9 protein-coding genes are annotated in these 13,918 nt (G+C 65.2%); 4 read left to right on the top strand and 5 right to left on the bottom strand.

Annotation, left to right across the window (positions count from 1 at the left end; genetic code table 11):
• Positions 1–8: 8 nt before the first annotated feature.
• Both ACT54L_RS20055 and ACT54L_RS20060 read right to left on the bottom strand, forming a co-directional pair.
• Positions 9–1,004, bottom strand: coding sequence for an alpha/beta hydrolase family protein (locus tag ACT54L_RS20055; RefSeq protein ID WP_476087402.1), 996 nt, complete (start codon positions 1,002–1,004; stop codon positions 9–11).
• A gap of 144 nt (positions 1,005–1,148) precedes the next feature.
• A complete protein-coding gene (locus tag ACT54L_RS20060) occupies positions 1,149–2,054 on the bottom strand; it encodes a LysR substrate-binding domain-containing protein (RefSeq protein ID WP_476087403.1) in 906 nt (301 codons plus the stop codon).
• A 268-nt stretch (positions 2,055–2,322) separates the two neighbouring features.
• Here ACT54L_RS20060 and ACT54L_RS20065 point away from each other — a divergent pair, with 268 nt between their 5' ends.
• Genes ACT54L_RS20065 through ACT54L_RS20080 form a run of 4 tightly spaced genes read left to right on the top strand, consistent with a single transcriptional unit; the run spans position 2,323 to position 8,343 of the window.
• On the top strand, positions 2,323–5,904 hold the full coding sequence (locus ACT54L_RS20065) for a response regulator (RefSeq protein ID WP_476087404.1): 3,582 nt from the start codon (positions 2,323–2,325) through the stop codon (positions 5,902–5,904).
• Complete coding sequence (locus ACT54L_RS20070) at positions 5,886–6,746, top strand: CheR family methyltransferase (protein ID WP_476087405.1); 861 nt, start codon at positions 5,886–5,888, stop codon at positions 6,744–6,746. The genes ACT54L_RS20065 and ACT54L_RS20070 overlap by 19 nt, the downstream gene beginning before the upstream one ends.
• Positions 6,746–7,306 (top strand): chemotaxis protein CheB, encoded by a 561-nt coding sequence (locus ACT54L_RS20075; RefSeq protein WP_476087406.1) that lies wholly within the window; start codon positions 6,746–6,748, stop codon positions 7,304–7,306. Before ACT54L_RS20070 ends, ACT54L_RS20075 begins: the two co-directional genes overlap by 1 nt.
• The gene (locus ACT54L_RS20080; RefSeq protein WP_476087407.1) at positions 7,303–8,343 is read left to right on the top strand and encodes a diguanylate cyclase domain-containing protein; all 1,041 of its coding nucleotides are present in this window, start codon (positions 7,303–7,305) and stop codon (positions 8,341–8,343) included. The genes ACT54L_RS20075 and ACT54L_RS20080 overlap by 4 nt, the downstream gene beginning before the upstream one ends.
• 117 nt (positions 8,344–8,460) lie before the next feature.
• Here ACT54L_RS20080 and ACT54L_RS20085 read toward each other — a convergent pair whose 3' ends face one another.
• From ACT54L_RS20085 to ACT54L_RS20095, 3 genes are all read right to left on the bottom strand, one after another.
• Positions 8,461–8,967, bottom strand: a complete 507-nt coding sequence (locus ACT54L_RS20085) for an acetone carboxylase subunit gamma (protein WP_476087408.1) — start codon at positions 8,965–8,967, stop codon at positions 8,461–8,463.
• Between the two features lie 76 nt (positions 8,968–9,043).
• Positions 9,044–11,374, bottom strand: coding sequence for a hydantoinase B/oxoprolinase family protein (locus tag ACT54L_RS20090; RefSeq protein WP_476087409.1), 2,331 nt, complete (start codon positions 11,372–11,374; stop codon positions 9,044–9,046).
• Positions 11,375–11,476: 102 nt separating this feature from the next.
• Positions 11,477–13,630 carry a hydantoinase/oxoprolinase family protein gene (locus ACT54L_RS20095; RefSeq protein ID WP_476087410.1) on the bottom strand — a complete coding sequence of 718 codons (2,154 nt, stop codon included), beginning with the start codon at positions 13,628–13,630 and terminating at the stop codon, positions 11,477–11,479.
• Positions 13,631–13,918 lie beyond the last annotated feature (288 nt).

Consider the following 13,918-nt stretch of genomic DNA (forward strand, 5'->3'; position numbering starts at 1 on the left):
TCCCGCTCTCAAGGCGGGGCAAGGGCGTGCGGCCGGCAGGGGGGAGACTGGCGCGTGACGCGGCCGGGCCCATCCGGCAGCACGGTGCCGGTCCGCAGCCAGTGCAGCGCGGTTGGCCATAGCGTCGTCTTGAAGCGATCATGGAAAAAGGCAAAGTGGCCGATCGCCTCGTGCCCGATCTCCACCGGGTCGATGCGCAGATGCAGGCGGCAACTGGCGGTGAAATAGTCGAGAAGGCGATCCAGCGCCGGCGCGGTGCCGTGCGGGTCGTCCTCCAGCCCCACCGCCAGGATGGGCGCCCGGACCTCGGCGAAGCGCCGGCGGATCAGGTCCCCTTCCCGCTCGCCGGCAATGAATGCCCCTCGCCGAACCGTGTCCTCGAAGCGGGCCGTCATGCGGCTCCAATCGCGCACCACGCCCGCGGGCGTATCTTCCATCCAGCCCAGGCGCTTGGCCGGGAAATAGCCGAACAGGCCCGTCAGGGCCGGCATCACCACGTGCCATTTCAGCAGCATGCGCAGGCGCTGGTCCGCGCCATAATCGCGCCAGTGGGCATATTGCGCTCCCACCGTGAAGATGCGCCGGAGATGCCGCGCCGCAGGTGCCGCGCCGATGGCGAAGCCGCCGATGGAATGGGCAACCATGTCAACCGGCTGGTCCGGGAACATGCGCAGCACATGCTGGAGGACCCCCTCCAGGTCATGTTCGCCCCAATCCACCCAATCCCCCTTCAGGCCGCGCAGGGACGCCGGACGGGATTCCCCGATGCCACGGTAATCGAAGGTCACCACATTCAGGCCATTGGCATGCAGGTAATCGGCGAAGCGGCTGTAATAGCGGCACCGCACGCTGGTGGCCGTCGCAATGACCACCACCGGGCGGTCATTGCGCCCCGCCGGATGCCGCCAGATAAAGCCGCCGATGTCCACCCGATCCGCCGTGCGGATGCGGAATGGCTGCCCCGCTGCCGAACCCCGCTCGCCACGTCCTTCCATTACGCGCATGCCGTCCACCGTCATTGGATCGGTGCCGAGCCTCCCGCAGCGGACAGGGCGTGTCGAATGAGCATCTCTCCCCAACCCGTGAGGGTTTCTCAAGGCGCACGGGCAGCAGGCGCGGAAAGCTGGAGGGCAAGAACGGGCAGCCCGTCAATGGCAGGCACAGGGGTCCGCGGCCGGATCCACCTGCGCCAGCAGCCAGCTGCGCAGGTTGCGCACGCGCCGATCCCGTGCCAGGGCCTCGGGATAGACTAGGTAATAGCCGGCATCGGCGGGAATACGGTGCGGGAACAGCAAGGTCAGGCGCCCGGCGGCAAGGTCGCACGCGACGATTTCCGTGCCCGCCAGCGTCACTCCCGCACCGTCTATGGCCGCTTGCAGGCCGAGGCCGACGGAATCCACCAGCGTGATGGCGCCGGGCACCACCGGCCCGCCCGGCAGGCTGGCGTTCCAGCGGTCGAAATGGTGCCGGCGATGTTCTGACAGGAACAGGTTGGACCGGGCGATGACCCCGCGCAGATCCGCCTCGCTCCCCCCGCCCATCTGCGGGCGCCCGAGGAGGCCGACGGTCTCCTGGAACAAGAGATCGCCCATGAGGCCCGGCCATGCCCCCGCGCCATGGCGGACAGCCGCATCGGCCGCCCCGGCGCTGAGATCCACAACCGCCTGCGACGTGGTGATGGCAAGCTCGAACCCTGGTCGCGCGAACGGATAGGCCGCCAGGCGCGGTGACAGCCAATGGGCGGCGAAAGTGGGCAGGATGGACAGCCGCAAGGGTCCCACCCGCCGTCCCGCCGTCAGGGTGCCCACCGCGGAGATGATGAGCGTGAAGCCGGCGGTCAGATCTGGGGCCAGCGCCCGCCCCGCCTCCGTCAGCTCAAGCCGTGGCCCCGAGCGCCGCATCAGGTCGACCCCGAGCATGTCCTCCAGGATACGCAACTGGTGGCTGACCGCCGACGGCGTCACCCCGATCTCGGCGGCCGCCTCCTTGATGGACAAATGCCGCGCCGCGGCCTCGAACGCGCGCAGCGCATTGAGCGGCACCGTCAAACGCATGTTGCCGGCCACGCCACGCCCCCTTCCCGTCCGATCCGGCATGACGCCGGAGCACCCGATAAGGCAGATTATCGTGCCTGCGGCGCGCGGTGTAGCGCTGCGCGCGGACGGCATGCCGCCCACAGAGAGGAGAAGCGACTGCTGACGGTTCCTCAACCCTTTCCTGACACATAGCATGACGAGGCACTGCGCGGGGCCTGCCCCGGCGCGATGGCGGCGGCCCCTTTTCCCTCGGGGACCGCACAAGGGGATGGGACGGAGAGCGGCAATGAGCAAGACACGGTCCGATGGCTTCATGCTCGCCCATCTTCCCGTTCACTGGAAGCTCGTGACCGTGATCGCCGCCCTCATCGCGATGATGATGGCGGTCCTCGCCGTGAATACCTACGCCGTCCGCAACGCCACCCAGGCGCAGCGGGAGGCGGACGAACTGGCGCAGATCATCAACCAGAGCAATGTCACCGCCCGGTCGCTCGCCCGGCGGCAGATCGCGCTGATCCGCCTCGTCTTTGGCGGCAATGACGCATCCGAGGCGACCTATGATGCCGCCAACAGCGGAGTGACGAGCGAGTTCCGCACCCTCTCCGAACTGGTGGACGATGCCCCCAAGCTGCGCGCGCTGATCCAGAGTGCCATGGTGCTGAACGACCAGTGGGCCCGCTCCAGCGGGCTGCCCATGGTTCAGCTGGCGCGAAACCTACGCGCGGGCACCGTCACCCCGGCCGAACGCGACGGCAAAATGGTCGACTTCCTGGCCGCCGAAGCCCAGGAGGGGGGCAGCCGGATGATCGTCTCCGGCCTCGACGCTGTCATCAAGGCGGCCAGCGCCAAGCTCGACGAGACCCGCGACCTGCTCCAGGAGCGCGAGACCCTCCTTGGCTATGTCAACCTCACGGCACTGTTGCTTGTGATCGCAGCGGGCGCCGGTGTGTTCCTGATGGCGGCCCGGTCCATCGCGCGCCCCTTGCGCCATCTGGCGGAGCTGATGGAGCGCCTCGCCCGGCATGACCATTCCATCGAAATCCCCTACCAGGGACGGCGCGACGAGGTCGGCACCATTGGCAAGGCCCTGGAAGTCTTCAAGGCCATGTCCATTGCCACCTTTCAGAACGACTGGGTGAAGTCCGGCGTGGGGGACGTCTCAGCAAAGATCCAGCAATGCGCGGACCTGCGCACATTTGCCGATACGCTGCTCAAGGATCTTGCGCCCCGCCTGAATGCCGGCGTGGGAGTCTTCTTCGCCTTCGACGAGGACAAAGAGGAACTGGCCCTCGCCGGGAGCTACGGCTTTCGCGAGCGGCGCCATATGACCAGCACCTACAGGCTGGGCGAGGGCCTCGTGGGCCAGTGCGGGCTGGAGCGCAAGCCGATCCTCCTCAGCCCCGTGCCCGAGGACTATATCCGCATTCATTCCGGCACCGGAGAGGCAAGCCCGCGCTGCGTCATGGTGGTGCCCATCCAGGCCAAGGGCCGCCTGTTGGGCGTCCTTGAACTGGCCAGCTTCGAGCCTTTCGACGGCATGCGCCAGCGTCTGGTGGACGATGCCGCCGACGTGATCGGCCTGTCCCTCGACAACCTGCTGCGCGTTCTGCGCACGGCCGAACTTCTGGAACAGAGCCAGCGGCAGGCCCAGGAGCTTCAGGTGGCCGAGGAGGAGTTGCGGGTCCAGCAGGAGGAATTGCGCACCACCAACGACCAGCTCCAGCAGCAATCACAACGCCTGATTGCCTCAGAAGAAGAGCTGCGCGTGCAGGCTGAAGAACTGCAGAAGACCAATGCCGACCTGCGCCGGCATTCGGAAGCCGTCAGCGAGCAGAAGGACCGGCTGCTGTCGCTGCAACAGGAGACCGAAGCCAAGGCGGCGGACCTGGAGCGGGCCAATCAATACAAGTCCCAATTCCTGGCCAACATGTCCCATGAATTGCGCACGCCGCTGAACAGCATGCTCATCCTGTCCCAGGATCTGGCGGAGAACCGCTCCGGCAATCTGGATGCCGAGCAGGTGGAATCGGCCAGCATCATCCACTCCAGCGGCTCCAATCTGCTGCGCCTCATCAATGAGATCCTCGATCTGTCCAAGGTCGAGGCCGGCAAGATGGACGTGCTGCGCGAGCCGGTATCGGTGGCGGCCTTCACCCAGCGCATGGAGCGCAATTTCCGACATGTGGCGCAGGACAAGGGGCTCGATTTTTCCGTGAACTGCGCCGCCGATCTGCCAGCCACCTTCATCTGCGACGAAGGCAAGCTGGAGCAGATCACCAACAATCTCCTCGGCAATGCCTTCAAGTTCACACACCAAGGCGGCGTCCAGGTCACTTTCGCCACCGAGGACGAGGGGCGCGGCCTCGTGATCGAGGTCACCGATACCGGCATCGGCATTCCGGCCGACAAGCTGGACGCCATCTTCGAGGCGTTCGAGCAGGTGGACGCGAGCAGCCGGCGGCAATATGGCGGCACAGGCCTCGGCCTGGCCATCTCCCGCTCTCTGGCCCAACTGCTCGGCGGCAGCTTGACGGTGCAATCAGTCTTGGATGCAGGCGCAACCTTCCGGCTGCGCCTGCCCCTCGCCTTCGCGGGTGGCGAGGGTGCCAAGCCTTCCGTGGCAAAGCCCATTTCTCACGATCCCGCACCCGCTCCTCGCTTCACCCCGCGCGCCGTGGTCACGGTTGAGGATGATCGCGACCGTCTGGAGGACGGCAAGCCCCGCATCCTCGTGGTGGAGGACGACCAAGTCTTCGCCCGGACCCTGGTCAATATCGTGCGCCGCAGCGGCTACCAGGCCCTGGCCGCCGGCGACGGTGAAACCGGCCTCGCCCTCGCCCGCGCCCACAATCCCACTGGCATTCTGCTCGACATCATGCTGCCCGGCATGGATGGCTGGACAGTCATTGAGAAGCTGAAGCAGGATCCGGCGACCCGCCACATTCCCGTGCACATCGTTTCCGCCCTGGAGGAGGCGCCCCGGGGTCGGCAGATGGGCGCCATCGGCTTCCTGACCAAGCCTGTGCGCTCCGAGCAATTGGTGGAGGCGCTCTCCGCCCTCGCCCATTTCGCCCCCGGACGCCAGCGGCGGGTCCTCGTGGTGGATGATGACGAGGCGGCGCGGCGCGCCGTTCACAAGCTGCTGTCGCGGGAAGGGGTGGAGGTGATCGCCACCGGCTCCGGCGAGGAGGCCATCGCCCGCATGGACGAGACGGAGTTCGACTGCCTGGTGCTCGACCTCGGTCTGCCCGGAATGTCGGGCTTCGACGTGCTGGAGCATCTGGCAGCAAGGTCGCGCCATCTGCCCGTGGTCATCTATTCCGGACGCGAGGTGACCAGCGAGGAAAGCCTGAAGCTGCGCAGTTATACCGACAGCATCGTCATCAAGGGCGCGCTGTCGCCGGAGCGTCTTCTGGACGAGGTCAGCCTTTTCCTGCATTCCGTCCGCGGCGAGACGGGGACGGTGCCGGACCGTCCCGACGGCGATCTGGCCGGGCGGCACGTTCTTGTTGTCGATGACGACATGCGCAATATTTACGCGCTCGCCAAAGTGCTGCGCGGCAAGGGCATGACCGTCACGCTCGCCCAGGATGGGGCAAAGGCCCTGGCACAGCTTGAGGCCCATTCGGACGTGGAAATGGTCCTCATGGACATCATGATGCCGGTCATGGACGGCTATGAAGCCATGGCCAAAATCCGCGCAAAGGGCGGGGCGTGGGCCCGCCTGCCGATCATCGCGCTCACCGCCAAGGCCATGAAAGACGACCGGGAAAAGTGCCTGGCTGCTGGTGCCAACGACTATATGGCCAAACCCATTGACGTGCCTCGTCTCATCTCCATGATCCGGGCATGGCTGCCGCACACATGAGGACGGAAGGCGAAACGAACGACCTCGAAACCCTTGAGGTGGACCTGTTCATCGAGGCGCTGCTGCGGCGCTATGGCTATGATTTCCGGGATTATGGCCGGGCTTCGCTGTGCCGCCGCATCCACAATCTGGTGGGCCGCTTCAAGGCCGACAGCATCACCGATCTCACAGCCCGGGTGCTGCATGCGCCCGACCGTATCGGTGAGGTTATCGGCGCGCTGTCGGTGCCGGTGTCGGAATTCTTCCGCGACCCCGAGACGTTTCATGCCCTGCGCACCCAAGTGTTTCCGGTGCTCGCCTCCTATCCGCAGATCACCATCTGGCAGGCGGGCTGCGCCCGGGGGGAGGAAGTCTATTCCCTCGCCATCCTGCTGAAGGAAGCCGGGCTTTATTCCCGATGCCGGATCTTTGCCACCGACATCTCGAAGTCCTCCCTCACCACCGCTGCCGAAGGCATCTATCCCGCCGCCGAGATGCGGGAGGCCAGCCGCCGCTACCTGCAAAGCGGGGGCAGCGAAAGCCTATCGGTGCACTATCACGCCCGCTATGACCTGGCGAAGCTGGACAGCAGCCTCACCGAGAACGTGACCTTTGCCGAACACAACCTCGCCACCGACGGGGTGTTCTGCGAAGCCCATCTCATCTTGTGCCGTAACGTCATGATCTATTTCAACGACCGCCTGCAGGCGCGGGCCTTGGGCCTGTTCGCGCAAACCCTGGTCCGAGGCGGTTTCCTGTGCGTGGGTCAGAAGGAGAACCTGCTGCTGGCAGCGGCAGCCCCGTTCCAGCGTCTGGACGGGGATGTGCAGCTCTACAAGCTCAGACGCGCGATGGAGGGCTGATGCAGGCTGTGGTGATCGGCAGCTCGGCAGGCGGGCCTCCGGCGCTCCACCATTTGCTGGCGCACCTTTCGCCCCACCTGCCCGCGCCGGTGATGATTGTCAGTCATGTGGGACGGGGCGGCGGGGCGCTTCTGGCGCAGGGACTTGCCCTTCATTCCGCCCTTCCTGTCCATGTGGCCGCCGAGCGTTCGCCCCTTGAGCCGGGTCACGCCTATGTCGCACCGGACGATTACCACCTGCTGGTCGAAAGCCCCGCCCGCCTGGCCCTGTCGGTCGACCCCCGCGTCCGCTTCTCACGACCTTGCATTGATGTATTGTTCGCGAGCGCAGCAAGGGTCTATAGACAGGGTCTGGTGGGCATCGTTCTGAGCGGGGCAAACGGGGACGGGGCCGAAGGCCTGCGCCTGATCCGGCAGAACGGCGGAAGAGCTTTGATCCAGGACCCCGCCGAAGCAGGTGTAGAGACCATGCCACGCATGGCGTTAGATCGGGCGGGGGCAGATCTATGCGCACCGGTGGTGGATCTGGCGGCTTATTTGAACGGCTTATTTGAGAGATGACACTGCTGCACTCCGCCCTTTCCGATGGCACCGACAGGCCGAAGATCCTGATCGTCGACGACATCGCAGCCAACTTGAAGGCGATGCAGCGCCTGCTCGCCAGCGTCAATGCCGAACTGTTCGAGGCCAGTTCGGGCAATGAGGCGCTGGCCCTGTGCCTCGACCATGACTTCGCCCTCATCCTGCTCGACGCGCACATGCCCGACATGGACGGGTTCGAGGTGGCAAAGCATCTGGCGGACGACCCCAGAACCTGCACCATCCCGGTGATCTTTGTTACGGCCGCCTATATCGATGACCTCAATCGACTTAAGGGCTATACATTCGGGGCCGTGGACTACATCGCCAAGCCCATCAACGACGCCGTTCTCCTTTCCAAGGTGACGGTATTCTTGGACCTCCACACCAGCAAACTGCGCCTGACGGCAGCCTTGGAAGAATTGGAGCGCCGGAACCGCCAGTTGGAAGCTGAGATCGACGAGCGCAAGCGGATCGAGAAGCAGATCCGGCACATGGCCACCCATGACGCGCTGACCGGCCTCGGCAATCGCATCTTGTTCCTGGAGCATCTGGGGCGGGAAGCCGCCTTCGCCGACCGCCACGGCGGGCAGTTCGCGCTGCTCTATATCGACATTGACGGCTTCAAGGCGGTCAACGACCGGCATGGCCATGCGGCGGGGGACCTGGTCCTCACCGCCATCGCGCAGCGGCTGCGCGCGACGGTGCGCCAGGAGGACATCACCGCCCGCCTCAGCGGCGACGAGTTTGCGGTCATCATCGCCCCCGTGCCGGGGCGGGAGGTGGCGGCGGCGAAGGCACATGAGCTCGTGCACCATCTCGCCAAGCCCTATGCGGTCTCCAGCGAAGGCCAGACCAACACGGTGCAGGTCAGTGCGTCCATCGGCGTCGCCGTCTATCCCGACCATAGCCGGGACACGGCGGAACTCATCCGGATCGCCGACCGCGCCATGTATGAGGTGAAGCAATCCACCAAGTCCGGCGCCCGGCTCGCCCCCATGGCGTGGGACGAGGCATAGAGCCTCACGGGCAGCGAGATCGGCGCCCCCAGCTTCCACCGCCTCTTCCAGGCATGAAGGGGGCGCTCCGCGCGGCGGAGCGCCCCGATCTTGTTGGCGTCTGCGGTTCAGAAGGTCTCAGGCGTTCGCCCGTTCCGGCACCGGCAGGCCGAGCCACTCGGTGTAGAAGGCATCGATGTCCGGCTCGAAGTCATGGATCACCGGATACCAGGGGGTGGGCGCCTCCACATCATGCAAGGTACCGCATTCCGGGCAGAAATACTCCCGCACCACTTGCCAGCTGGGCGTCGGCGCCATCAGGCGGGGGTAGATCTCCTCCATCTTCTGGGGCGTGTCGCGCACATGGATGCGGGCGTGCAACTTCCAATTGTCCTTCCAGTCGCAGAAATCGTGGCCGCATTCGCAGCGCACGGTCCAGCGCTTGGACACCTTCTGCTGAACCACGAAGAGCTTGGGACCCAGCGGCAGGATGATCTTGTCATCCCAGGGCATGCGCTCCTGAAGAATGTCCACATAGGTGACGAAGCGTTCCGGGTCCTTCGGCGTGGAGAGCATCTGGTGCAGGGTATCGGGATCGATCTTGCCGTCGACGAGATCGGCGATCTTGGTGCGGGTATAGGCCATGGGGGTTTCCTCCTGATGTCTGGGTTGTTCAGCGCCCCTCCCCGGAGACGGGAAGGGGCGGATTGGCGGCAGGCGCTCACTCCTCCACGAACTGCACGGTCTTCACGTCCGGCAGTTCGGAGATGTCCATGGAGTAGCGCGAGCCATAGGCCGGCACGCCGATCTCGCTCTCGGGCAGCGACCAGCTTTCGGGCAGGTCCCAGAAGGCCTTGAACTGCTGCTCGAAGCGCGGACCCAAGTGGAAGGAGGCGGCGAACATCTGCCGCACCTGGGTGGCCGCGTCCTTGGCGAGGATCTTCTCCCGCTCGCCCTTCATCCATTCCTTGGTGGGAACGGACTTGGCGATCCGGTCCTTGCGGATCTGCGCCCGCAGGGCGTCGGTGGCCGTCCCGTCCACCGTATAGAGGCCGTCATCGCCCTTGGTCACCACCACACCATAGACCTGGGCGGCGAAGCGCTCGAGGATGTAACCGCCGTTGAGGTCATCGGCGACCGACTGGGGAAGGCGGTCCAACGGATCGCCGAAGCCGGGGCCACCGCGCATGTAGTTCAGGTAGAGATCATAGTCGGAGAACATCTCCTCCGTGGTGATCGCCTGCTTGTCGCGCTTGATCTGGGCGGCCGGCAGCATGGCATCCCAGGTGGGGTTTTCCGGATCGGTGTCGCCACCGAACGGGATTTCCGCGCCTTCGGCGATGAGCGCCTTCAGGTTGGTCTTGTGGGCCGCAAAGCGATAGCCCGAAGCCGCCGGATAGCCGCCCATCAGCCCCCAGTCGGAGGAGATGTGGCCATTACCCATGAAGAACATGGTCCAGTCCTTGGCGTTCCAGACCATGCGCAGGCTCTCGAAGCCGCACCCGCCCCGATACTTGCCCGACCCGCCCGAGGACGCCTTGATCTGGCGGCCGAGATAGACCAGCGGCTCGGCCAGCTCCCAGATCTCCATGTCGCCCATGTCGCCTTCCGGATTCCAGATGGCGGCCGCATGGGAGAGACCGTCCTGCACGGCGGTGGCGCCGGTGCCGTTGGCGGCGCACTCGAACGAGTTCACCGCATGGATCTCGTCATACTGGTTGAAGCCGCCACCCTGGAGCCAGTTGGAGGTGTTGGCATTGCCTGCATTCACCTCCTCCAGATAGCCGCGCCCGAAATAGGAGCGCGACAGGCCGCGCCACAAGGCCGTCCAGGCGGACACCAGGAAGTGCCAGCTGTAGGAGAAGGCCACCCGCCGGTCGTCCGGGTTCATCCAGGTGCCCTTGGGCAGGCGGAACTCGGTGCCATAGGCGGCGCCGTCATTGATCATTTCGGAGGGGATGAGGGTCTGGGTCATCATCACCCAGATGCCGGAGGTGAAGCTCACCTGATGGGCGTTGTAGGTGTGCCAGCCCCAGCGGCTTGAGCCCTCAAAGTCGAGCCGCCATGTGCCGTCCTTGCGGATGGTCATCTCGCAGGGCGCGTGCATGATGGTGTCGAGCTTGGCAAAGTCCGAGGGCACCCGCACGTCCTCATGGGCATAGGGCACGTCCACGAAGCCCACCTGGCGATAGGTGCCGGGAATGGTCATGGCCTTGATGCGGGCCTGGAGGCCGAGGCGTCCATGCTCCACCGCCTCATAGGCGAACTTCCAATAGGCCTCGATGCCCTCCTCCGCGACCACCTCTTCCACCAGCTTGCGGATCATGTGGCAGCCGGCGATGCGGGTGCGCTCGTCCAGCATCCAGTAGCGGGTGGTGCGCACCATGCGCTGGCTCTCATGCAGCCAGTCACGGAACAGCGTGTCATTCTCGCCCACCTTGCGGCAGGTGATGGAATAGCCGTCGCCGAAGCGCTGCACCTGGCCCGTGGCCATGGAGCCCGGCCCCACCGCGCCGGTGTCGATGACGTGGGTGACGCCGCCCACCCAGCCGATCAGTTCCCCTTCCCAGAAGATGGGGACGATGGTGTGGATGTCGCAGGGATGGACGTTCCCGATCAGAGAATCGTTGTTGCAGAAGATGTCCTTGTCGCGAACACCGGGATTGGCCTCCCAATTGTTCTCGATCATGTATTTGATGGCCGCACCCATGGTTCCCACATGGATGATGATGCCGGTGGAGGTCAGGAGACTGTCGCCCGCCGCATTATAGAGGGTGAAGCACAGCTCGCCCTCCTGCTCGACGATGGGCGAGGCCGCGATCTTCTTGGCCGTCTCGCGGGCATCCACCACACCGGCCCGCAGACGCGAGAACAGCTTGTTGTAGAGGATGGGCTCCTTCTCGCGCAGCTCCAGCTTCTCAAGGCCGGCATAGCGGCCGGTGGCCTTGGTGGCCGCCATCAGGCGGTCGCGGTGCTCCTTCAGCGTCTCACCGCCGCGCACGATGCCGCGGGTCGCACCCTGAAGACTGGTCTTATTGACGTTGACGTTCATCGGGTCGTTTCCTTCGCATTTATTGGCTTGGCAATTCCGGCGCGCCGCCTGGGTCGGCGGCGGCCGCGGACCCCTCCCGTCTCCGGGAGGGGGAACGACCGCTCACACCTCGCGCAGGTGGAACAGGCGGTGGCCGTCGAGCCAGGTCTCGAAGCCGCCGGGCACCACGAAGGTGGTGGCGTCGGATTCGATGATGGCCGGCCCCATCACGCGATTGCCGGGGCGCAGGGACTCCATCCGGTAGAGCTGCGCATCCACCCACTTCTTCTTGCGGTAGAACTTGCGGGTGCCGATCTTGGCCTCCTCCGGCGGCGTCTCGCCTTCCTCGGCCTCCTTCGGAATCTTGGGCTTGGGGATCGGCACCATGCCGCGCATGATGGCGCCCGTGACCGAGTAGCCGAGTTCCGGCGAGCGCGCCGAGGCGGCATAGACGCGGCCATAGGTGGCGTTGAAGGCGTCGGTGAGCTGGTCCCAGTCCTCGGCCGTGCCCGCCTGCTTCAGCGGGCTCTCGATCTCCAGGTCGTTTAGCTGACCGCGATACTGCATGCGGTAGCCGGGCTGGAGCGTCACCTGCTCGGGCGCATAGCCGTTGAGCTTGAACTCCTCCAGCACGTTGTGGGTCAGCTCTTCCCAGGCCGCCTGAAGGGTTTCCGCCGCCTTCACCTTGTCCGCTTCGGGGGCATCCGGGGGCATGTTGATGTCGAGGGACTTGTCGTAGCGATACTCGAAGTCCGCCGCCGCGCAGCCAAACGCCGAGAAGCCGGCCGCCCAGGCGGGCACGATGACGTCCTCGAAGCCGAGGCCCTCCGTATAGCCATAGGTGTGCACGGGACCTGCCCCACCATAGGAGAAGCAGACGAAGCTCGCCGGCGAATAGCCCTTGCCGGAGATCATGGAGCGCAAGTAATCGCGCAGGTCGCTGTCGAGCAGTTCGATGACGCCCGCGGCCGCATCTTCCACCGAAAGGCCAAGCGGATCGGCGATCTGGGTCTTGATGGCATCCACCGAGCGCTGCCGGTCGAGCTTCACCGCCCCGCCGAGGAAGTTGTCGGGGTTGAGATAGCCGAGCACCATATGGCAGTCGGAAATGGTCACCGTCTCGATGCCGCTTTCCTTCCAGCACACGCCCACCCGGTAGCCGGCACTGTCCGGGCCGAGCTTGATGGCCTTGGTGTAGGGATCAAGCCGGATGAAGGAGCCGGCGCCAGCGCCCACGGAATCCATGGCCACCAGCGGCAGGGAGAGGACGAGCCGGGCCATGTCCGGGTCGTTCTTGATGGTCATCTCGCCCTGGGTGATGAGGGCCACGTCGAACGAAGTGCCGCCGATGTCCGAGCAGGCGATGTTCTTGTAGCCGAGCACCTCGCCCAGATACTTCGCCCCGATGACACCGCCGATGGGGCCGGACACGATGGTGCGCGCCAGTTCCTTGGCCTTCCAGGAAATGGTGCCGCCATGGGTCGCCATCACGCGGAAGTCGAACTTGGTGCCGCGCTCCTTGAAGGCTTCCGAGATCTTGGACAGCGTCTGGCGGGACGGCTCGGCCGCATAGCCTTCCAGGATGGTGGTGTTGGTGCGGTGGGTTTCCTTGCGCACCGGATAATAGTCGGCGGAGGCAAAGACAGGCACCTTGCGACCGCTCTTCTCCACCTCTTCCAGCACGATGTCGCGCACCCGGCGCTCATTCTTCGGATTCTTGTAGGAGTGGAGCAGCGAGATGACGATGCCCTCCACCCCGGAGGCGATCAGCTCGCGCGCCGCGGCACGGGCGCTGTCCTCGCGCAGCGGGATCACCTCCACGCCCATCATGTCGGTGCGCTCGACGACGCCACGGGTCAGCTGGCGGGGCACCAGGGGGGGGTCGAAGCGATGCGTGTTGAGGTGGATCCGATCCTCATAGGCATAGCCCAGATAGCACTGGATGGCCCGGCCCATGCGGTGGAAGTCCTCCATGCCGCGATTGACGATGAGGCCGCATTTCAGACCCTTGCGCTGGACCACGCGGTTGAGCATGGCGGTGCCGGAATAGACACCGGTCTGCAGCTGGGCGAGCGCGTCATGCAGCGACATGCCCCAATTGGCGAGCCCGTCTTCCGACGAGGCGATGAGGCCGAGGGCCTCGTTCTGGGGCGTGGACTGGGCCTTGCCGACCACGAAGTCGCCATCTGCATCCACGAAGAAGGTGTCCGTCATGGTGCCGCCGGCATCGATGCCGAGCACCTGGACGTTGCGCAGGTTTCCCACGGGTATATTCACGCTCGGGTCCTCCCTGTTGTGCCGGTCGTGCTTGTGTGCGCCGGCTCGACCTTCAAAGAGCAGATCCCGTGCCAACCACTGAAAAACTTGCGACATCGTGTTGTTCCAACGAATTTTCGCAATGCAATATGTAATCACAAAGCGCTTGATTGTCCGGTTTTCGGACACTTGTTGTCCGAGCCTCCAACGCCCCGGACGACGACTGACCGGAATGGCAGTGAGGCCTTGCGATAAACCTGCCCAAGCGTCTATCCTGAGCACCAAGCCGCCATGGCGGGATGACTTCGC

This window comes from Aquabacter sp. DMC10 (genome assembly GCF_056314145.1).